20 protein-coding genes and 2 riboswitches are annotated in these 21,539 nt (G+C 45.3%); of the genes, 4 read left to right on the top strand and 16 right to left on the bottom strand.

The genetic code is table 11. The annotated features are described in order from the left end of the window. Window positions 1-22: 22 nt before the first annotated feature. The 5 genes from AS034_RS20410 to AS034_RS20390 all read right to left on the bottom strand — a co-directional run bounded on the left by AS034_RS20410 (window position 23) and on the right by AS034_RS20390 (window position 5,304). Window positions 23-1,048 (bottom strand): ABC transporter permease, encoded by a 1,026-nt coding sequence (locus AS034_RS20410; protein ID WP_058299979.1) that lies wholly within the window; start codon window positions 1,046-1,048, stop codon window positions 23-25. Further along, entirely contained in the window at window positions 1,045-2,313 is a 1,269-nt protein-coding gene (locus AS034_RS20405; RefSeq protein ID WP_058299978.1) for an ABC transporter permease, read from the bottom strand. Before AS034_RS20405 ends, AS034_RS20410 begins: the two co-directional genes overlap by 4 nt. A 12-nt stretch (window positions 2,314-2,325) precedes the next feature. Continuing rightward, the gene (locus tag AS034_RS20400) at window positions 2,326-3,258 is read right to left on the bottom strand and encodes an ABC transporter ATP-binding protein (RefSeq protein ID WP_058299977.1); all 933 of its coding nucleotides are present in this window, start codon (window positions 3,256-3,258) and stop codon (window positions 2,326-2,328) included. 313 nt (window positions 3,259-3,571) lie between these two features. Beyond that, window positions 3,572-4,204: a response regulator transcription factor gene (locus AS034_RS20395; RefSeq protein ID WP_058299976.1), complete on the bottom strand. Its 633-nt coding sequence runs from the start codon at window positions 4,202-4,204 to the stop codon at window positions 3,572-3,574. Then, the gene (locus AS034_RS20390; protein WP_058299975.1) at window positions 4,201-5,304 is read right to left on the bottom strand and encodes a sensor histidine kinase; all 1,104 of its coding nucleotides are present in this window, start codon (window positions 5,302-5,304) and stop codon (window positions 4,201-4,203) included. The genes AS034_RS20395 and AS034_RS20390 overlap by 4 nt, the downstream gene beginning before the upstream one ends. Window positions 5,305-5,696: 392 nt before the next feature. Between AS034_RS20390 and AS034_RS20385 the strand changes: the two genes are divergently transcribed. Beyond that, window positions 5,697-5,966 carry a DUF2533 family protein gene (locus AS034_RS20385; protein WP_058299974.1) on the top strand — a complete coding sequence of 90 codons (270 nt, stop codon included), beginning with the start codon at window positions 5,697-5,699 and terminating at the stop codon, window positions 5,964-5,966. Between the two features lie 44 nt (window positions 5,967-6,010). Here AS034_RS20385 and AS034_RS20380 read toward each other — a convergent pair whose 3' ends face one another. From AS034_RS20380 to AS034_RS20370, 3 genes are all read right to left on the bottom strand, one after another. After that, window positions 6,011-6,283: a DUF2187 family protein gene (locus AS034_RS20380; protein WP_058299973.1), complete on the bottom strand. Its 273-nt coding sequence runs from the start codon at window positions 6,281-6,283 to the stop codon at window positions 6,011-6,013. Window positions 6,284-6,416: 133 nt separating this feature from the next. Beyond that, the gene (locus AS034_RS20375; RefSeq protein WP_058299972.1) at window positions 6,417-7,271 is read right to left on the bottom strand and encodes a phosphotransferase family protein; all 855 of its coding nucleotides are present in this window, start codon (window positions 7,269-7,271) and stop codon (window positions 6,417-6,419) included. 489 nt (window positions 7,272-7,760) lie between these two features. Next, complete coding sequence (locus tag AS034_RS20370; protein WP_032085327.1) at window positions 7,761-8,933, bottom strand: MFS transporter; 1,173 nt, start codon at window positions 8,931-8,933, stop codon at window positions 7,761-7,763. A 268-nt stretch (window positions 8,934-9,201) separates the two neighbouring features. Then, window positions 9,202-9,306: riboswitch (SAM riboswitch) on the top strand. An 84-nt stretch (window positions 9,307-9,390) separates the two neighbouring features. On the opposite strand from AS034_RS20370, the gene AS034_RS20365 reads away from it, so the two are divergent. Next, on the top strand, window positions 9,391-10,707 hold the full coding sequence (locus AS034_RS20365) for a Na+/H+ antiporter NhaC family protein (RefSeq protein WP_058299971.1): 1,317 nt from the start codon (window positions 9,391-9,393) through the stop codon (window positions 10,705-10,707). Between the two features lie 45 nt (window positions 10,708-10,752). On the opposite strand, the gene AS034_RS20360 is transcribed toward AS034_RS20365, so the two are convergent. The 7 genes from AS034_RS20360 to AS034_RS20330 all read right to left on the bottom strand — a co-directional run bounded on the left by AS034_RS20360 (window position 10,753) and on the right by AS034_RS20330 (window position 18,567). Then, window positions 10,753-11,511 carry a (S)-benzoin forming benzil reductase gene (locus AS034_RS20360; RefSeq protein WP_058299970.1) on the bottom strand — a complete coding sequence of 253 codons (759 nt, stop codon included), beginning with the start codon at window positions 11,509-11,511 and terminating at the stop codon, window positions 10,753-10,755. 145 nt (window positions 11,512-11,656) lie between these two features. Further along, a complete protein-coding gene (locus tag AS034_RS20355) occupies window positions 11,657-13,024 on the bottom strand; it encodes an LVIVD repeat-containing protein (RefSeq protein WP_058299969.1) in 1,368 nt (455 codons plus the stop codon). Window positions 13,025-13,248: 224 nt separating this feature from the next. Then, window positions 13,249-13,719 (bottom strand): helix-hairpin-helix domain-containing protein, encoded by a 471-nt coding sequence (locus tag AS034_RS20350; protein WP_058299968.1) that lies wholly within the window; start codon window positions 13,717-13,719, stop codon window positions 13,249-13,251. Between the two features lie 15 nt (window positions 13,720-13,734). Continuing rightward, window positions 13,735-15,714 (bottom strand): ABC transporter permease subunit, encoded by a 1,980-nt coding sequence (locus AS034_RS20345; RefSeq protein ID WP_058299967.1) that lies wholly within the window; start codon window positions 15,712-15,714, stop codon window positions 13,735-13,737. Window positions 15,715-15,847: 133 nt separating this feature from the next. After that, window positions 15,848-16,558: an EAL domain-containing protein gene (locus AS034_RS20340; RefSeq protein ID WP_058299966.1), complete on the bottom strand. Its 711-nt coding sequence runs from the start codon at window positions 16,556-16,558 to the stop codon at window positions 15,848-15,850. A gap of 82 nt (window positions 16,559-16,640) precedes the next feature. Beyond that, window positions 16,641-16,722, bottom strand: a riboswitch (cyclic di-GMP riboswitch). A 108-nt stretch (window positions 16,723-16,830) separates the two neighbouring features. Then, window positions 16,831-17,433: a DNA-3-methyladenine glycosylase gene (locus AS034_RS20335; protein ID WP_058299965.1), complete on the bottom strand. Its 603-nt coding sequence runs from the start codon at window positions 17,431-17,433 to the stop codon at window positions 16,831-16,833. 78 nt (window positions 17,434-17,511) lie between these two features. Then, on the bottom strand, window positions 17,512-18,567 hold the full coding sequence (locus tag AS034_RS20330) for a DmpA family aminopeptidase (RefSeq protein ID WP_058299964.1): 1,056 nt from the start codon (window positions 18,565-18,567) through the stop codon (window positions 17,512-17,514). Window positions 18,568-19,063: 496 nt separating this feature from the next. On the opposite strand from AS034_RS20330, the gene AS034_RS20325 reads away from it, so the two are divergent. Next, window positions 19,064-19,852, top strand: coding sequence for a CAP domain-containing protein (locus AS034_RS20325; RefSeq protein WP_052011216.1), 789 nt, complete (start codon window positions 19,064-19,066; stop codon window positions 19,850-19,852). A 116-nt stretch (window positions 19,853-19,968) separates the two neighbouring features. Here the strand turns inward: AS034_RS20325 and AS034_RS20320 are convergent, their stop codons facing one another. Further along, window positions 19,969-20,415: a GNAT family N-acetyltransferase gene (locus AS034_RS20320; RefSeq protein WP_058299963.1), complete on the bottom strand. Its 447-nt coding sequence runs from the start codon at window positions 20,413-20,415 to the stop codon at window positions 19,969-19,971. 218 nt (window positions 20,416-20,633) lie between these two features. Here AS034_RS20320 and liaG point away from each other — a divergent pair, with 218 nt between their 5' ends. Beyond that, window positions 20,634-21,497 (top strand): LiaG family protein, encoded by an 864-nt coding sequence (gene liaG, locus AS034_RS20315; protein WP_032085322.1) that lies wholly within the window; start codon window positions 20,634-20,636, stop codon window positions 21,495-21,497. Window positions 21,498-21,539 lie beyond the last annotated feature (42 nt).

Below are 21,539 nucleotides of genomic sequence, written 5' to 3'. Positions count from 1 at the left end.
ATCAGGATTGCAACGGGAAACATCAATTGTTTGCGCCCCATCCATTAATGGTTGCTCCTTTCAATGCTTCCATACCATAAGTGATCGGCACCACTTTTGACATCCCTAACAATATGTTTGAAGTGACGATTTCAAGCGGCCAGTAAGCCCCGCCGATCATCGCCATGCTTACAGCTACAATCGGGATGACTGCGTTGAAATGCTGAACTTTTTTCACCAGTCCGGTGATCAGCATCGACAGTGCCACGATGGAAAAGACATAAGGAATGAGCAGAAGCAGGACAGTCGTGAATCCGCCGTAGAATTCCACATCGGTTATATACCTGAACACGAAGAAGATCAATAGCAGCTGGATATACCCGAGGATAAAGCTGTAAACCAGGTTCCCGGCATACATTTCCCACTTGCGTATCGGCGACAGAATCATCCGGTCCCAGACCCCTTCCCTTTTTTCAAAAAGGATCGTCGCGACATTATAAGCGATCGTGTAGATGACAAAAAACAATGAAAAGCCAAAAAGCGACTGCAGTTTCGGGTCATAGATGAACGTATCGCTGCCTTTGAATGAAGACTGATCGATTGAAAATACCGGGGACGATTCTGCTTCTGAATACCATGAGTCCACCTCTTCTGCATAGATTCCTTTGGAATCTGCAGACACTTTCAATGCTTCCCTATATGCTATGCTGCCATATGCTTTACCGACTGCCTGCTGCAGCAGGGAAGTCGTGCCGGTTCGGGATGAAGTGATGATATTGAACTCACTTTCTTTTAAAATGATGCCTCCATCCCTTTTCCCTTCACTCACCAGCTCTGTTAACTCCTCCTGTGTGACCTCATGAAAAAGGAAGGCTTCTTCTTGGGACAGCTCCTTAATAACTTGGTCTGTCTTCGCGGATTCACCAGCAACACTGTATGGAATCTGAATTTTATCGACCCCGCCATTACTTGTGAAAAAAGCAAACATCACACAGACCGCTGACATGATGACAAAGAGCCAGGGTTTTCGAAGGAACATTTTCATTTTCGCAAAAAGGATTCCGCTCATTTCGCCATTCCACCTCTCTTCGGGAATAGTAACGCAGCTGCAGTCAGGATAATGAGGGTGAAAATCAGCAGCGTAAGCATTTCACTGTATACGGATGATAACGGGTAGCTCTGGAACAACTTGAAATAGGCTGCCATGCCGGCACCATTCGGTGTGAGTACTCCGACTTTTTGAATAAAGTCTGAGGAGAACATTTCTCCAAAACTCCCGCCGACAAAAGCAAATACCGTGACCGCAACAGTAGAGAAAAAGTTTGAGAATGTCTCAGAATTCGCCCGATAATTTAACGATGTCAACAGTGCCCCGATGCTCCCCACTGCCAGACTGAGTGCAGTCGTCACCAGTAAAAAGGAGCCGATATCAGGCCATGTTACATCAAAAATGATTGCACAGACCCCAAAGAGGATACCCAGCTGCAAAATCGCCAGAATGACCGTGGTCACCAGGATGCTGACAAAGTATTTCCAGACCGGGACGTTCGCCAGTATCATCCGGTCGAATACGTGGTCCTCTTTTTCCTGATAGGCGAATGATCCCATATTGGAGGCAATGTACAAAACAAACATGACGCTCATCCCTACCGCAAAATAAGTCACAGAAGTCAGGGGTTCCCGGTCTTCCACATTTGACACCGTCCCCTTTACCCCGGTATCCATTGTGTCTGTACTAAGAGCGGTCTCACTGGACCTGCCGATGACCGCGGATAGCGAGTATTGCTTCTGAAAACTCACCAATAAATCTTCTACTAGATTGGAGGTCAGTTCTTTTCCTTCGTTCCGGTAAAGCTTGAGCTGCGGAGTCTGTTCTCCTTCGAGGAACATAGAAGAAAGACTCTGAAGCGTGAATCCCTCTGGAATTTCGATGATGGCAGAGTAGGAATCGTCCTCTTTCGTCTTTGCCAGGTCACCCGGCTCCACCTCATCGACGGATATATATTTTTTCAGTTCCGGCCTCTTTAATACCTCACTCTTTAACAGTTCAACCGGCATTAGCCTTCTGGCAGATTGAGAGACGGCTTCCCTTGCTTCCGGGGGAAGGGTGGAGGTTTCCAGTTTCTTTTCAAAATCTTTTAGTTCCTGTGCATTGTCCCCGTGTTCAATGATCGCTACTTTTGCTTTCACGCTCACATCTTCTCCGTTCATCACGCTGCCGAGGGCGAATCCGAGAATCGTGATCAGGATGAGCGGCATCCCGATCAGAATAAGCAGGACCTGTGGATTCCGGATCATCATGAGAAGTTGTTTTTTTATGAATTGGACAATCATCTCTTACCCCTCCTAATCCCTCAATGCTCTTCCTGTGAGATGCAGGAATACATCTTCCAGGGTCGGTGTCTGCCGGTCGATCGTGACAATGATGGCTTCTGTTTCATCAGCGATTTGAAAGATCTGATTGAATGGGTGCACTTCTTTCGGAATGACGACCGTGACCGTTTTCTCATGGGAGGTGACGGACTTGAAGACTGCAAGTTCTTTCAACTTTTCCACAAATGCCGGCGAACTCTTATCCAGCTTGATGAGGATGGTCGATTCCGAAGAAAGGATGGACTTGATTTCATCTTTTGTTCCAGAAGCGATGATGGTGCCTTTATCCATGATATAAATACGGTCACACAGGAACTCCACCTCTTCCATGTAATGACTGGTGTATAAGATCGTCATGTTTTTTTCCTTATTCAGCCTTTTTACCTCTTCCAGGATATAGTTTCTGGATTGCGGATCGATTCCCACGGTCGGTTCATCCATGATGAGGATTTCAGGGTCATGCAGGAGTGCCACTCCTATATTAAGTCTTCTCTTCATTCCTCCAGAGAACGTCTTTACTACATCGGTCTGGCGGTCCGTCAGACCGATCTGCTCTAAAATGTCCTTTATTTTCCCCTGTAATTCCCTGCCGCTCAAACGGTGGATCTTCCCGAAGAATTCAAGATTCTCTTTAGCCGTTAAATCGGTGTATAATGCAATCTCCTGAGGGACCACCCCCAGTACCTTTCTAAGCTTACCCGTCTCTTGAAGGATGCTGTCATTATGCAGCCTTACATCTCCTTCTGTCGGGGAAATGAGTGAAGAAATCATGGAAATCGTCGTTGATTTCCCGGCTCCGTTTGGCCCGAGAAGCCCCACTGTTTCTCCTTTCTCCAAAAAGAGATTCACACTATCCACCGCTTTATTTTTCTTGAAACGTTTTGAAAGGTTCACCACTTCCAGCATCAAATCAGCCCCTCTGTCCTTTATACTCTTATTGTATTTCGTATTATTGAATCCTCACACTTACCTCTGTCACTACTTTGCCGGAATCGGTATGACCTCCGTCACTTTTTAAGAATAGTTCTTTTCGCATAGTTTGTTGTTTTACAGATGGTATTTTCAGCTTGTCTGTCCAATTATTGTTTGAACTTGAGTTCGAAAAGAGCACGTCTACAAGCTATATTCAGGCTGCAATCAAATTTTTCAAAAGCAACAACTTTTTAGAAAACAACCTTCAAAAAAGCGCAAAAAAATGACCGGCCCATGATCGGGTCAGTCAGGCGATGTCATGTTTGACTGCATATATAGCCAGCTGTGTCCGGTCCCGGAGTTCCAGTTTCTGAAGAATCTGGGTCAGGTGATTTTTTACGGTGCCGACGGATAAATGAAGCTCACCGGCTATCTCTTTATTCGTCCACCCCTGTCCCACCAGCCGGGTGACTGACAACTCCCTTTCGGTCAAAGGATGATCTGCTTCAGGGTTTTTCTTACGGAACAGCAGTTTGGGCACTACTTTCGCTGCTACTTCATCCTGCAGGCTCATGCCGCCTTTCAAGCAGCTGTGTATGGAACCGATCAGCTTATCCCCTTGAGAGGTTTTCAGCAGGAATCCGTTTGCTCCTTCTTTTAACGCCTGCAATGCATATTCATCATCATTGAAAGTGGTCAAAATAAGGATTTTCACCTGTGGCCATTGTCTTTTTATGAGCCGGGTCGCTTCCAGCCCATTCATTTCAGGCATGCGGATATCCATCACAACCAAATCAATGACATGAATACCCATTTGATCGACGGCTTCACATCCGTTTTCAGCTTCCGCAACGACCCTTAACGCGTCGTCCTGTTCAATCATCATTTTCAGACCCTGCCTTACGATCCCCTGGTCTTCAACCAATAAGATCCTTTTCATGCCGTCGCCACCTCTTCCACCGGGAACGCCCCTCTCAGTATGAATTCTTTATCTGTTTGATGGATTTCAAGCCTGCCGCCAAGCTCCTCCACCCGTTCTTTCATATTGGTTAATCCGAAGCCCATTTGGAAGGGACGGACATCATCGAGTTGATTGGTGATTTTAAAATGAAGATGCCCGAGCGCCGTCTTGCCGAGCATCACCTTCACTTCCTTAACGGAACTGTGTTTCATGGCATTCGTTATCCCTTCCTGAATGCAGCGGTACACCGCAATATTCTGTTTGTTCGACAGCCGGGTTGAGAGCACCCCCTGCTGGGTCGTCAGCTCAACCATGACGGCACTTTCCGATTCCAGTTTCCTGATCAACTGGATGACAGATTGGATTCCTTCGATTTCCCCTTCTTTCAGCGCCTTCACCGCTTCCCTTGTTTCATCCAGGCTGTCTGCGGCAAGGTTTTTTATTTCTTTGAAAAGGGAACGGCCATGCTGAATGGATAACATCTCGATTTTCATCAGGAGTGCCGTCAAGTTGTGACCGACAGAATCATGGATTTCCCTTGCAATCCTCGTCCTTTCCTCGGCTTTTGAATTCCGCTCCGTAACATACAGCACTCTTTTCAGCTTCCTGTATTCTCCGAGCAGCTGATCATAAAGATTTCTTTGTTCCTTCAAATCATGACTCCCCTCATTCACTTTCCATGTCATAAAGAAGAACATGGCGAAGAAAGGGATGACAGCAGGTGTATAGGAATCCCAAAAAAGAAAAGCTTCAATCCCAAAGAAAAGAATGCCACTATACATGAACATCCGGTATGTTCCGGGAAGAAGCTGGATGCTTGCTTCAAGATGGAAATAACAGAAGATGCACCAGGCCAGCAGCGGTTCCGGGCTCACTAAGCTTGAAATCAGAAGCAGCAGGGTCTGACATATGTAAAGGAAGAGCCTGTGCCTTGAAACAGGTGTGATGAAGAAGAGTGCAAATGAAAGAGAACAGATCAACATCAACACAATCATCGAAATGGAATTTTGAGAAGAATCGTAGATATACGTCCCCCAAAGTACGCTCAGAAAAATTGTCCGTACGATAATAGCTGCCAACAAGACTCCCCCTTCCCCTCACTTACTTTGAAACTACTAAAACAACAGGTTCAAGTCAATAACATAATTGGTATATTTTAGTGCGGGTTGGCGGATTTTCATTCATATTCGTCCTGAATGACAGATATACCTATCTAATGATTGATTGAGGAAACTGTTTGTTTTAGTTCGTTCCAGCAGTTGATTGGAGTGCAAGACGCAGACTCCTGCGGGAAAAGCGGTGCTGGTGAGACCCCGCAGGAGCCCAGCGACGAGGAGGCTCACCGCCCGCCCGCGGAAAGCGAAGTCTTGCACGGAAATCAACTGCGTTGTATAAAACCGGCATTGCCAATTCCATCAGATAAAAGCATAATAAAGACATAGAAAATTAACGGACTGAGAGGAATGAGACCATGAGTGTACATAAAGACATCACTAAACATTCAACCAGGCAAAACCAGCTTGTACAAAAGTTTATGAAACTGGACGAAGAACGGGAGAGGGCGATCGATGAAGCGGTGAAGCTTTGTCAGGCCGGCGAGGCTTTTACGACAGACCGGATCAACGAGGCAACCCGGGAAATCAACACCCTTGCACGACAGGGAGTCGTTCCGCAGAGGAAAACAGTGACCGTTGAAATGGTCGAGGAGTATGCAGCAAGGCTGAATCTGAATAAACAATAAAGAAAAGGCTGACCCCGCAGATTCGGGGTCAGCCTTCTTCTTACTTATGCTTTTAACGCACTGTTCCAGCCGTCATAAACGAATACCGGCTGTGTGTCATTCTCTGCTCTTTCGACGATGACGTAATTTTTATGGGCGACAACCGTCTGGTTATCTGGAAGATCCAGTTTCTTGGCAGTCTCATTATCTACTTTAATGATGACGGTGTTTTCTCTTAAAGTGGTCACCACTCCGTTTACTATATGCTTCTTACGTTTGAATTCAATTTTATCTCCAAGGTTTGCATAATTTTTCGAGTACACGAAGTTGTTATTCATTTGAATTGTCTCCTTTTATAATTAGTGGCCTATGGCTCGATCTATTTAAGTTAATTGATTATAATTTTCTTACCGTATTTGTACCACTTGTTGAGAAAATTCAAACCTTTTCTGATAAAATTTTTTCCGAAAACTATTTTCTATACCCTGCCAGTCCACTTTCAAAAGCTTGCCTGTCTCCGTTTTCTGCACCAAACAATGCTTCTTGCAGTGCAAACGTACTCTTGTAAAAATGGATTCTCTCTTGAAATGAAATTATTTCAGGATAATGAGGAATCATCATATTCATAAATTCTTCACCATAGCTCGCTAATATCCCCGCCACATCATAGGCAGGGTCCCCGATACCGGCCCCGCCGAAGTCGATGATGCCGGATACCCTCTCATTCTCCCATAGAATATTCGAGCATCCGAAATCCCCGTGCACGATACTTGCTTCCGCAGATTGAAAGGACCTGAAATAAGCAGTAAAGCGCTTTTTCGTTTCTTCAATCGCCTCCTGTTTCATAAACGGAAATACCTTTGTCTCCAGCCTTCTATACAAATCTTCCATTTCTTCAACGACCGGATTCTGTTGAGCCGGGCTGAGTACAGTGTCCGCGGGAATGCTGTGCAGTTCTTTAAGGAATACAGCCATGTCCCCTGCTGCCTGCCGTCTCCCTGTATCGTCAAGGCCTGTCATATCTTCTCTCCATAATGGAGATCCGGGTAAAAGGCGGTAAGCTGTAAAAACCTGTCCCGGTTCTTCCGGTTGAAAGGATTGAAATTCCGGCTTCGGTACAGGGATGGAGAGCTTTGTTGAGACACTCTCCAGAATCACTGTCTCTTTCTTCAGCTGTTCGATCCCCCCTTTATACTTTGGAAAACGGAAAACCCATTCGTCATTGATGATCAACACATCATTATTCTGACCTTGTTCATTTTTATAGTAATTGCGGATGATGAAGTTCGGTATCTTCTCTTTAATAAGATTGATTTTATCTTGCATATTCTTCTCCTCTTCTCGACACATTTTTCATTTTCTTTATCTATTAATTTGATGTCACTTCGTTAAATACCTTTTCTGCCATTAAAAGAGGTTGGTCAAAACTTAATCAATTTTAGAGTGAATTCTAAACAACGCTAATGATTTCCGTGCAAGACTTCGCTTTCCGCGGGTAGCCCGTGAGGCTCCTCGGCAAGCCTGCGGGGTCACACCTGTCCAGCTGCAGGGCTTAGAGGCACATGTCATAAGTCAAACCGACCAAGAAGGCAAAGAACGCCTTCTTGGTCGATTCGCCTTATGCCACACGCCTCTGAGCAAAGCCCCTCCGCTTTTCGATTAGGAGTCTTCGTCTTGCACTCCAATCAACCGCTGATTGAACTAAACCCTAAATGTATAATTAACAAATTAAAAACCCGAACTAATTTGCCTCACCTCGTGCAAACTAGTTCGGGTTTTACTTAGACTAAATCATTTTGTCCCAGCCTCTTCTCCTTAATAGGCCAGTGCCTGCTTTTTTTCTTCTTTCATCAAGACAAAGCAAAGGAGGATGCCGATCATGGACAGGAAGGCGAAGAATAGATACACGGCGTAGATGGAGAAGGTCTCCAGGATAAAGCCTCCCACAAACGTGCTGAACCAGTTGCCGAGTCCGTTTCCGATCGCCGAATAAATCGTGACGGCTGTTGCGGTGATGTGAGCGGGCGTAATTTCCCGGATATAACGGAGGCCTGCCGGGACGAACAAACCGATTGCAAGACCCTGCATGACAGCAGAGCTGTATACAAGCCACAGGCTCGGTTCAGTGAAATAAAAGAGCCAGCGAATCATTGAGGCAGCTCCTGCGAGGGCTGCGACCGACAAAAGTCCGAACCTGTCGATCCAGCTGCCTGCGATTCTCATGAAGGGAACTTCCGATAATACAGCAATCAAGAATGCGAGCCCTATCCCTGCATATGTCCCGCCCGAATCTTCGACGAATAATCCGAAGTATGTATTATTGGCGAGGTTCGGTCCGAATACCATGAAGGTGACGACCAGGAATATGAGGAATTTTTTCAGTCCGAACAATTCTTTCATACCCGCTTTCAAATCGAGCTTGGCCGAGGCTCGTTCCTTTGGGAACCGGAAAGCAAGTACAGCCGACAGCACCAGACATATGAAGAATGTATAGAAAATGATAGTCGGGCCGATGAACCCTTCGGACAGTTTTCCCATCACATATACCGCGACACCAAAGCCCAATGAACCAAATAATCGTATATTTCCATAATTATATTTCACTTTACTCGTATATTTCAGGCTGATACTGTCAGAAACGGGTATGATCGCGCTCTGGAAAACAGCGACAAGGATGGCTGTCAGGAGAATACCGTAATACAGGTCAGTCACCAGGTATCCCAGTGCAAAAATCCCCGCAACAAGTGACGTAAAAGAGAGTACCTGGGTCGGACGGTTTGTCGAGTCGCTCACCATCCCCCAGACCGGCTGAAAGAAGATCATCATGATGGGTCCGATCGACATGATGGTCCCGATCTGGTAGCCGTTCAAACCGACACTTTCACTTAAATAGACGCTTAACAGCGGGTATAGACTGCCCACCCCAAAAAAAGTCAAAAAATAAAAGCCTTGCAAAGTAAAGACTTGATTACGCACCGTTTTTTCCACTTCCGTATCCCCCAGATGTTTTTTTATCCCTATAATACTAGACCTATTTTAGAAGATTGTAAATCCTTTTTATGGATAAAAAAAGACCCTGCTTCTTTCGTCCATTATAAAGGATCCTGTTAGCATAGGGCTTCCCCGGATTGGATTGAATGGACTGGAAATCTTTTATAGTCCCATTAAAAGAATACGGACAAATTTACGTTTGACTTTTTCTCTTAAACGCCTTAAAGTATGTAAGTATAATTTTTAAATGAATATAAACGTATTCTTCTTATCCAGAGAGACGGAGGGACTGGCCCTGTGATGTCTCGGCAGCGGACTCATTTTGAGTGCTGTGCCACATCCAGCAAGCATGATGCTTGAAAGATAAGGGGAGAGTTTCTTTTAATGGAAACCTCTTCTTACCCAAGAAGAGGTTTTTTATTTTCCAACACCATATGCCAAAGGAGTTGTTCAAATGTTTAACGAAAAAGGAAATCTTCTGGCGTTACTGCCATTAGTCATATTTGTTGCACTGTTTCTCGGTGCGGGAATCATTTCAGGTGATTTCTACGCATTCCCGGTACTCGTTTCCATTATTATCGCAGCCGTAGCGGCACTGCTTATGAACCGTAAAGAGTCACTGAATGCAAAAGTGGAACGCTTCGCTAAAGGGGCGGGACACCCAGATATCATGATCATGGTGTTCATTTTCCTGTTAGCAGGGGCATTCTCCGGAGTAGCTGAAAAAATGGGTGCCGTTGATTCAACGGTGAACCTGGCTTTATCTGTACTTCCGGAAAACTTGATTATCGTTGGTTTGTTCATCATAGCAGCATTTGTTTCATTATCCATGGGGACCTCAATGGGTACGATCGCAGCGCTTGCGCCGATCGGTGTCGGAATCAGCAACGGCACTGACATCAGCATGCCTATTGCCATGGCAACAGTCATCGGGGGTGCGATGTTCGGTGATAACCTCTCCTTCATTTCCGATACAACAATCGCGGCAGTGCGCACGCAGAAAACAGAAATGAAAGATAAGTTCAAAGTGAATTTCTTCATCGTCCTGCCTGCTGCCATCCTGACGATGGTCATCTTGTTCTTTATCACGGCAGGCAATCAGTCTGCGGTTGAGGCAGGGACGTATGACTGGGTGAAGATCCTCCCTTATCTCGGTGTCATCATTGGGGCATTGGCAGGACTAAATGTGTTCGTGGTGTTATTCGGAGGCATCGTTCTTTCAGGTATCATCGGGTTAGCCGATGGAAGCTTTACCCTTTCGAGCTATTTTGGAAGCGTCGCTGACGGAATGACAGGTATGGCAGAGATCGTCATTCTTTCCGTCCTGATCGGAGGCGTTGTAGAACTGATCCGGTATAATGGCGGCATTCAGGCGCTGCTTTATCTTGCAACACGCAAGATCCGCTCGCCAAAAGGAGCCCAGCTTGCAACTGCAGGACTTGTAAGCTCAACGAATCTTTGCACGGCGAATAATACAATCTCTATCATCATTGCGGGTCCGCTTGCGAAAGAAATCGGTGATAATTACGGTGTCGACGCACGTAAATCGGCAAGTATTCTCGATATCTTCTCCTGCTCCGTGCAAGGCCTGATCCCTTATGGAGCCCAGGCGCTGCTCGTCGCAGAAACAGCAGGTATTTCACCACTGAGCATCATTCCATATGCTTTCTATCCGATCCTGACAGCAGTATGCGGATTGGCCGCGATCCGCTTTGCCCTGCCGAAGTTCACGCGGGCAAAAGCACCAAAGGCAAGCACCGCACGCTCATAACATAAAAAGAGACAAAACCGATTAAGGATTTGTCTCTTTTTCTTTTTATAACAAGTCATTCACGTGATACAATTTGCCGGACTCCACATCTGTTTCCGTTACAAGATCCACAAGGGCGCCAGCTACTGTATCCGCACCTCTCAGCATCCCCTGCTCCTTGTATCGCTTGAAGTTTTCTACATCTGCGAAAGCTTCTTCAGAAGAAGAACGGATGGTGCCCTGCATATCCGTGTCCATCACTCCCGGACTGAACGCAATCACTTTGTGGCGGCTGCCCATTTTCGAAAGCTCAAGACTGACGGTTTCGGTCAGCATATTGATGCCGGCCTTCGTGGAACAATAGGTACTCCACCCATAGACTGGCCTGCTCCCCGCCCCGGAACTCACATTGACCATGATCAGCTTGCTTCTATCAGTTCCTTGCAAGGCTTTCAGCATTTCATTTGTAACAATCATGGGGGACAGCAGATTGACGTTCACACTTGTCTCAAGCTCGGCATTCTCCACCTGCCCCGATGGATTGATAGGTGTCACCACTCCGGCATTTTGAATCAAAAAGACTCGTTCGGCGTTGGCTTCCAATACTTTTTCTCCTGCCTTCTTCGCTGCCTTCCCGGTTTCATCGGGATTGGAAAGATCGCATGGCACGAACTCATAAGAGACTCCTTCTCCTTCACACATCGATTTTAGTGCCTCATTATCCGATCTTGAAATATTGATGAGTGAAATCCCTTTTTCAATGAAGAGCTTTGCGATTGACTCCCCCAGTCCCCTGGTGGCACCCGTTACGATTGCATAATCCATCCTATCCTCTCCTTTCTTATATGAATTGATTATATAGGAGACATTTTAAATCACAAAAACTTTTGACTTCTTTCATATTAAATCGTAATTCCCTTACTAAAAAAGCTCCACGATACTATATCGTGAAGCCATCAACTACTATTTATCACTCAGGTTTATTACTTTTTTGAAGCACTTTCAAGCCTGACCCCATATCTGAGGCAAGAATATAGTTCCGGTCGGCGAACACACCCCAGATAAACGAGTTTTCTGGAACGTAGCGCCCAATCTCTGATGGTTTTGCCGGGTCGGTAATGTCCACCGCTCTTACGCCGCCTGCATAGTGGGATAAATAAAGGGTATTCCCGACAACTTTCGGGTCATGGACAGTATTTGCGAATGTTACCCCGTCTTCTACATTATCAACAAGATCTGTCTTGAAATTGCTTAAGAGCTTAGGATTTGTTTTGTCCTTGATATCAAAGATCCTCGTGTATCCATAGGACTCTTCGTAACCCTCACGTTTTGGAGCGTATACTTCTCTCGTTTCAATCAGGACCGTTCCTCCCTTGGCAACCTGCGCTGAATGTGCAGATCCCTGCTGATCCGAGGCATATTCCGTTCGTCCCAGGTATTCAGGGTGATCCGGATCACTGATGTCCAGCATGATTGTTCCGAGATCCCAATAGGATAAGAAAGCAGTCTTTGCATTTTCATCTGTCATAACGCTGTGATTGAAGACCGGACGAGTCTTTCCATCCGGAGCTTCCCAGTGATAGCCGTTAAAGTCAGCTGGAACCTCTTCAAGCTGACGGGGATCAAATTCATAGATGGTTTCAGGGTTAGATGGATCGCTCACATCAATCAAAGAGAAATCCTTCTTCTCCCCGTGTGTATAATAGTCGGCATAGTTACTTGCCGCCAGGACAAAAGCACGGTCTCCCTGCTTGGCCAGATATAATTCATGGGTCCCCGGTGCTCTCTTATCCACCGCCCAGAATCCAAGCTTTTCAGGATGTTTGGGGTCCGTAACATCATAAAGAAGGACGCCTCCTACAGAGTCAGGGTTGCTGCGATCAAGCTGTTGAACACTGACTGCTGCCAAGTCTCCATTAAAATCTTTCGTATTTACCTTCTTCACGATGACCTTCTCTGTCCATGTACCTGGAATTTCATCGGCAAAAACCGCTACTTCCTCGGGGTTGGACGGATCTTTGAGATCAAATACACGAACGCCCCCGTTGCCTCCATTCTTAGTATGAGTGCCAACGTAGGCAAAGCCGTTATGTGCATAGACATCAGCCGTATTGTTTTGAACCCCATCTTTCTCTTCCAATTGAACCGCTGCTACTTCATGCCATCCGCTGAGATTCTTGCTGCCTTCAAGCTGCGGGATCACGGCTTCTGATCCTGCACCCTCGCCTTTTTCTATGGAAATGTCATCTAATACGTCATGGGCGATTGCACCTGGTGTCATCATTGCAAGACCTAATGCTCCAATAAAAACTGATTTTAATAGAAGTTTTCCTTTCACTTAAACAGCCTCCCTGACTTTTTTACCATTAATTTCTTTTTATGGTTTTATATGTTTTAACACATGTATAACAGCTTGTCAGCAGATTCGAGTAAAAACAGATGAAAAGAACTAGTTATTTTTTAAATTTTTAGATTATTTAGTCGGTAAGTCAGGTTAGGCCGTCTGCAAATTGACCCATAGAAAAAACATGCCTTATAAGACATGTTCATATCTGCTTTATTTTATCTCTTCACCGCGTCCCAAGCCTTTGTCGGCCGGTCGGTGGGATAGCCGTGTTCAGCCCTGTATGCTTTTCTTTCGGCCGTGAAGTCCCACCAATTCTTCTCACTTTCAGGATGCCGGGCATGGTGGACGACACAACGTAAGGAATCTTCTACACAGGGATCCATCCACACTCCGTATTTTTTCTCGAGTGCGATAATGAGGTCTTCCCCTTTTTCATCCTTGATCTCTTCAAATGTATAAAACTGCAAATCTTCGACGACGTTATGGGCCATGTTCGGACCGATGGAAGGAACCTGCTGGAAAATAGACATCCCGACCAGATACCGGGCTCTTTCAAGCGGGATTCCAAGTCTTTCTCCCAGTTCTGCCGGGGAAAATGTGTTGATTTCCTTCAATCTTATTTTTTCACGGCGCAAGGAACTTCTTTCTTCATCCGTCAAAGGAAGCTTCGGACTCTTAGCGCTCATTTTTCACAACTCCTTTTACCCTTTAAAATTCTGATGATTCGTCAATTTGAAATCATCCATGACCGGATGGTACTCTTTCTTTTTCATACGCTTCTTTTTGCTTTTGATCGGTGTGTTGTTCACAAGCACACCCACTTTTTTCTGCTGGATTTCCTTCACTCCCTGGACGATTAGCTGCATCGCGATGATAGCGATCATGAAAGCTGCAAGCGGGGCAAGGACAATCCAGTATTTCCCTGTCATCAGTGAATACCTTGCAGAGCTTATCAACCCTGACCATTCAAATGTACCTGACTTCGGAGGATCAGGCATGTCGCCGCCCGAGATGATCGTTCCCCCGAGAAAAAGGTGGAAGAGTCCCAAGTGAACGAGGATCAATAAAGTCTGGATGAACTGCTGGCCGAAGATAATGAACAATCTTGGTGCAAGGTGAGGGAATAAATGTGTCCAGAGCAAATGCTTATTGTCCCCTCCCAATAGTTTTGCGGAAAGCACAAAATCCTTTTTCCCTATCAATTTCAATTCATTCCCGATCAATATCGTGGTCAACGGCAGCACAAGGATTGTAAGGACCATGGCCTCAAATACAAGCCGCTCGAACATCGAGTTATCCCATCCGAGGACAGGCAGTCCCCACAAAACGGGTCTTAATAGCAGATAAGCAATCAGGCTGAGGGGAAGAAAGTGAATGGAATCAACCAATCGGTCAAGCCAGTTCTTCCTGCTCTCCTTTAAATGAAAATGATAGAATATCCCTAAGTAAAACCCGCCTACGACCCTTAGGACTGCTACAATCAAAGCAAACAGCAGCGTATATTTTGCCCCGACAATCAATTGATCCATAATGCTGTAGCCGTAAATATCCGATCCCAGTATCATTTGGTTCGACGGTTCATGCGGAGGACCGGAAACGATCCGCCCTTCATCATTTTTCATATATTTGATGTAATGGATTGGATTCTCCTTTAATAAAGGATAAAGGAAGCTGTAAATCATCATGATGAACAATGCACTGCATCCTAAAGCAAACTTAGGGTTGTGCATATGTTGCCACCACAATTTTCTGAGTGAATTGAGCCACCCCCAGACCTTCCATTCCGTCCACTTGGCTTTATCTTTCTTATATTTGGTATCATCTTCACTGCCTGAAGTGTTCACCCACAGATATACTCCTTGATAAACGACAAAGAATGGTGTGAAGATCAGGAGAAGAGAAATGGCAATCACCATCGGCCTGAAATCCTGGACGATATAATAAGTGATTCCTCTCATATTGAAAATCGTTTCAATGACAAACAAGCTTGAGAGCATGCCCCAAATAATGATTTTCCCATGGTAAAACAGGCTGGGTGAAATATTCTTAAAGACATGGGACAGCAGGATTCTCCCTTTGGACATCCCTTTACTTTGCGCAAATTCTATATGTGGTTTCAGGAGTTCTTCTTCTGTGATCAGGAGCAGGATTCGAAAGAACGAGATCATCGGGATGATGGAGAGGGTGATCATCGGTGCGAGATAGATTTTTTCATCCCCAAGTTCCGTGAACTGCATGAGCTCGAAGCCGAATTTCTTAAATATGAAGACAATGAACAGCTGAAGCAGGAAGGCAAACATGAGGTCAGGAACCGTTTCAAGCAAATTCAGCAGCTTCTTAATCGGCGATGACAGCCAACGGGGAAGAAAAACCGTAAAGACAGTCAAAATAAATGCAAAGCCCAAGCCGATTGCCAAAGCCCCTCCCAATACCTGCAGCGAATAAAGATACGGTTCCCACAGCATATCCATAAAATGTTCCGTATAGCCTTTATAGGTATAGCTCCAATTTTCTTTATTCCAAAATGCAAAGAAGAACTTAACCGCTTCTTCGGAATAGCCGATAAAGTTGTAGAGTCCCCTTTCTCTCATGGATTGAGGAGCAACGCTGATGGCTATGATGCCGATGAAGCCAAGAAAATAATAAAATACAAATTTAAGCGGAAACTTCAAGTATCTCATCGGGATCCCCTTTTTTCTTTTTTCTTCAGTTTAAAGGAAGATGTAAATTTTTTCAATTTTATTTCAATTAAAACAATCTCATTTCATATGAAGTTTCCGTTCCCCGACAACTCCTATTTCTGCCTTTTTATTATTATGCAAGCAGCTGACTCGGCTTCCCGAGAAAATATCCCTGTCCGATGGTGATGCCAAGTTCCATGGCTGCCAGCATATCTTCTTCCTGTTCAATTCCTTCCAAAATAATGATTGCATCATTTCCGTAAAATTGTTGAAAGAAAGAGATGAATCTCTGTTTCCTTTTACTCCGGGCAAGCTCTTTGGCAAAATACCGATCAAGCTTAATGATATCGGGTTCAAATTCGATGGACTTCTTTATCGAGGCCGTCCCTTGTCCGAAATCATCAATAGCATATAAAACATCGTATCGTTTAAGGCTTTTCAACGTTCTCTCCAATAAAGGGTTCTGCCAAAGTTCGTCCGGAGTCGATTCATTCAATTCCAGGATCAACCGGCCGCGTGCTCCGGGGTATCTTACCATAAGATGATCGAAGTAAGTGTGGAAGCTTGGATGTAAAAGTGTTGTCACATAGACATTCACGAATAGCTTCCCGCTTCCATTTTGATGGCAGAGAAAACCCTCGATTGCCTTTGTGATTGACAAGGTATCCAGCTTATATAAGATGTTCGCCCTCATCGCTGTCTGGAAAAGCGTTTCAGGATTTTCCTTATGGGTATTCCTCATCAGCGCCTCATATCCATAAACCGACGGGGTATGCCCCATCATGAATAACGGCTGATAATCATGATAGATATAGTCATTTTGAAAAATCGTAAAAATATTCATAAATCCCCTGTACTTTCTTTGTTAAGAGTTTTTGGACGTTTGCACGGCATAAAAAAAGACCACATGAAAGAACGTAAATTCCTTCGTATGTGGTCGGTTGCGCCACTAGCTCCCCTGAATGCAAGCGCCCATCTATCAGTCAGGTTCACAGCTCCCAATGCGAAATGTATCATTTTATGTAGAATAAGGTCTTATTAAGTAAAATATACCATAAAACTAGTACATTGGGATTATTTTTCTATTATTTATTTGAAAATTTAGAATCTGGTTGTTCATCTGGAGACATAAGGATTTCCCTTCACCCAGAAGCGCCACGGATAATCTTTTGCTTCCCCGGAGTTATCGATTCCAATTCTTTTACCGGCGGCAATCTCAGGCGGATTATATCCTTCTGTTATGATAAGCGGGGGTTCAGTATAGAACCTTCCATAATCCCCCATCGTGATTCCTAATGCTTTCGTCAATTTACCCGGGCCGCTCGTCCAGTTTTTCATCGGATGGCCCTTCCTTCTCTCTTTCATTAAGTCGAGTCCCTCCAGCGGTTCCACTGCCCTTATCAGGATGGCATTCGGCACCCCGATTTCTGCAGCGACAACATTCACAAGGCAATGGGTATGCATCAAATATGTATAAACCCGGCCGGCTTCATGGAACATGATTTCCGTCCGTTTTGTCCGGCGGTTGCCAAAGCTGTGGGCGGCCCTGTCTTCCGGACCGAGATACGCTTCTGTTTCCACGATATAACCCGAAGCGATTCCTTCTTCGGTTTCCTTCACGAGCACACATCCTAATAAGCCCTGCGCCAGTTCCAGCGTCGGCTGCTCGTAAAAAGAGAGAGGCAGCGGTGTGTAATTCATCGTTTCACTTCCTTTCATTCTTCAACCTTCATCTTATCTTTCCTCTTTTCCCTGGGAAAAAGTCATTTTAAAGGCAGGATACCATTTCCCTTTTCCTTATTTCCTTAAACCGGCAAGCAGCTCCGGCGGAATGGCTTCCACAAGCCGGCCATTCCTTCCGGTGGTTGTTTCTGCCTTGGCCAGGGCATTCCAAATCGCTTCTTCGACACACTCAACAGCCATTTCGAACAGGGTAGAAATGAGCTCTCCGTCTTCTTTGATGAACGGATAAGTGGTTGTATTGGACTCGTCCGGTTGATGCGGGACCTTATGGGCAGTGGAGAAGGCGAGGACAATATCACCGCTCCCGTGCGCAGCATACGATCCGGTTCTGGACAGGCCGAATGAAGCCCGCTTGGCCAGCCGCTTGAGCTGTCTATCATTCATTGGGGCGTCTGTCGCGAGGATGATCATAATCGATCCGTCAGGGACCTCCTGTTCTTCCTTCGGGAGGCCGGTATAGAGGGAAAGATCCCGCCGCCTGCCGAAATTAGCCACTACTAATGCTCCTACAGTATATTCATCCGCTCCAACGGTGCATCGCCTCGAGCTTGTCCCGGCGCCTCCCTTATACCCAAGACAAAGCATCCCGGTCCCCGCCCCGACACATCCTTCCTCCACCAATCCTGAACGGGCATTTCTAATCGCCTTGCATGCATCGTCCGCAGTCACATGAAGCCCCCGGATATCATTCAGGTATCCATCATTGCACTCACCGACAAATACATTCACCGTCCCTGTCGTGTCTCCAATCTCTGGACACCGCTCCATCAAAAACTCTACGGTCCCCTTCATGACATCACCGACTGAAAGTGTATTCGTCAGCATGATCGGACTCTCCAGCAGTCCCAGCTCTTCGATTTGGATCGTGCCCGCGGTTTTACCAAACCCGTTGATCACATGGCTCGCTGCAAAGACTTTTTCCCTGAATAGATTCCCTCCATGGGGCAATATAGCTGTCACTCCTGTCCGGACCACCCTCCCATCTTTCTCATAATGAAGCGTTTGATGCCCCACCTTCACCCCGCCAATATCCGTGATACTGTTATCCGGTCCGCATGGAAAAGAACCGATTTCCACACCGAGGTCCCGAAGCCTTTTTCTGTCCGTCATGATGAACCCTCCTTATTTAACATGGTTGTTTATGTATTCGATTGGTGGTTGGCAATCCCCTTTTTATAAGTATCAAATGTCCTGCCAATGCGTGGTGCCAGGCACAAACGAGGCATTTTGTCCCTGGCACAAATCGGCCGTTTTGTCCCTGGCACAACCTTGATACCTTGTACCTGATAACTACCAACGCTTCGTACCTGGTACAAAGTGATCTAATGTACCAGATACATCGGCGCCGGGATCCAGTTGATAATTGATGCCTGGCTCAAATCATGTGTTTTGTTCCTGGCTCAAATCATATGTTTTGTGCCTGGCTCAAATTCCCCATTTTGAGCCAGGCACCACTCCGGGAATTCCATACAATCTCAGAACGTCTTTTCCTCCCCATTTCCCACATATTTCACGGCATACCCCTCATCCCGGGTGCAAATATTAAGAACTGTCTCGACCGGCACCGGACGGGAAAATGCAGTAAAAACAACTGGAGGAAAATGACTTGAAAAAACATTTTAAATGGTTAAGCATATGCACAATGATTCCCCTTATGCTGTTAACGGCATGCAATACGAATAACGGGGATGACAACCTCACCGATACTCAAAACGTACGCTATGACCCTGTGAACTTTGAAAATGCAGACAGACCTCGTACCGATTTAAATCAGGACAGAATGGCTGATATGAACGGAAATAATGTAAACGAAGGTAATCAAAATGCTCTTCACCGCTTCATGGCCCCCATTGACCCTAATGGACAGTTACGAGAGTTCACCCACTTAGATCCGGGTGAAGATTTCACCCAGCAGGGCGGAGAAAATGCTCAGGAACCAAACAAAGCACAACCAGAACCGCCGGCCGGCCAGACTCAACAGAAAACTCAAGAAGCTCAGCCTTCAGAGGCAAGCGGATTTGTGAAACAGGTAATCGACTTAACGAACCAGGAACGCAAAAAGAACGGACTTGGCGAACTTAAGACAGATGGAGAACTTTCTAACGTGGCTGAAATGAAATCAGAGGATATGAAAGATAAGGACTATTTTTCACATACCTCTCCGACTTACGGATCTCCATTTGAAATGATGCAGAATTTCGGGGTCCAATATTCATCTGCAGCAGAAAATATTGCAGTTGGTCAAAAGACTCCCGAATCAGTTGTAAACGCCTGGATGAACAGTCCCGGCCACAGGAAAAACATCCTGAACGGACAGCTGACTCATATCGGTGTCGGAATTGCCAAGGATGACAGTCAGGGTATGTACTGGACCCAGATGTTCATCGCCAAGTAATCGTTAACTGAAAGACCCATATACTAAAAAATCCGAACTCATTCGAATTCTCCTTAAAAGAATATCAAATGATTGTTCGGATTTTTCTTCGCTTAAAACTTTTTCCCGAATTATTTTCACAAATCAAGCTTCATAAATTTATTTAAATCTCGGAACCCCATTTTTTCGTACAGCTTTATCGCTTGCTCATTGCTGCTGTAGACATTTAAACGGACTTCATCATAGTTCATCTCTTTCAGCTCTTCTACTGCCTGTCTCAATAAGGATGAAGCCAGGCCTTTGCAGCGAAATGATTTTTTTACGTACACATCATTGATCCATCCGATTTCTTTTCCACTTATCCAATCGGTGCTTTTATCTACCTGGACCCAGCCTGCCAACTGTCCCTCTATTCTGGCAGCAAGAAAATAAGCACCAAATTTTTTGGAGTGCTCATAAGCCTTTATCATTTCTTCCTTATGATTTTCAAAAGGAATTCCTGTTGCCTCTTCTCGGTTAACCCCTGCCAGTTCATAAATCTCGGTAATTTCTTCTTCAGTAGCTCTTCCAACTGTAACGGACATGAATGATCCTCTCCTCTGGTAATGACAGATTCATTTTGATTATAAATCAGAATAACCCAAGAAAAATATCTTTTTCTCTTTTCGCTAAGCATTGCTCGCTATCCAATACGCCTTAAGTCCGAGTGAAAAATAATCCTGCAGCGTCATTGTTGGAAAGGGATTCTTCGCTTAAAATGATAATATAAATTGGAAAATCAAACCAAAGTGAGGGGATCTAGATGAAAAACATCTTTGCTGTTATCATTGCACTATTGGCGTTAGGGGCACTTTACACCATCTTAAATGATCAGACATCGTTGTTTGCCAAAGAAAACAAATCCGGAGATTCAATTGAAGTCACAAGTGATATTGATTCACTTGATCTGATGCTGGAAAGCGGGCAAACGGAAATCATTCCAACAGATGCAAATGAGGTGAAAGTCGAAATCGACGGGAAAGGAAAGCTCTCCCTGAAAGAAAAGGGAAATGCAATCGAGGTCAAGGTTAAACATAAATGGTATCAATGGATATCCTTCAATCGCAAGTCGGATATCAACGTCTATATCCCAAAAGATTATGACCGCAGCATGACCATTGAGCTGGGTTCCGGGGAAGTCGATTTTACAGGAGGTACTGAATCCGCTCCAATGAAGCTGGATGAACTAACGGTAAAAATGGGTTCAGGCGACATTGAGCTTGCAAATCTGGAAACAAAACGATTCAGGCATAATGGGTCTTCGGGTGACTTTACTGCCGATCATTTAAAAACGGAAGACGGAATGGTGGATCTCAGTTCAGGAGATGTTGAACTATTACATTATGAAGGGCCGCTTAAAGGCGACGTTTCTTCCGGTGAACTCTCTATCATGATGAAGAAGTTGACGGGAGATATTGAATTTGATGTCAGTTCAGGCGACGTAAACCTGGATCTCCCTGAAGATGCTGACTTTGAACTCGATGGGCATGCAAGCAGCGGCGATATTTCCACAAGCTTTCCATTAAAGAATAAATCCAAAGAGGGTGGCGACCTGTCCGGCACGGCAGGAAACGGAAAGTATGAAGTAAAAGCTTCTGTCTCCAGTGGCAGTGTGGATATTTATTAGGGAACCCCACAAGAAGTGTCAGGCATCGCTGCCTGACACTTT

The organism is [Bacillus] enclensis, assembly GCF_001456935.1.
GTDB lineage: Bacteria > Bacillota > Bacilli > Bacillales > Bacillaceae_B > Rossellomorea > Rossellomorea enclensis.
The sequence above is the reverse complement of the archived record's forward strand: the minus strand, read 5'-3'. Positions and strand labels throughout refer to the sequence as shown.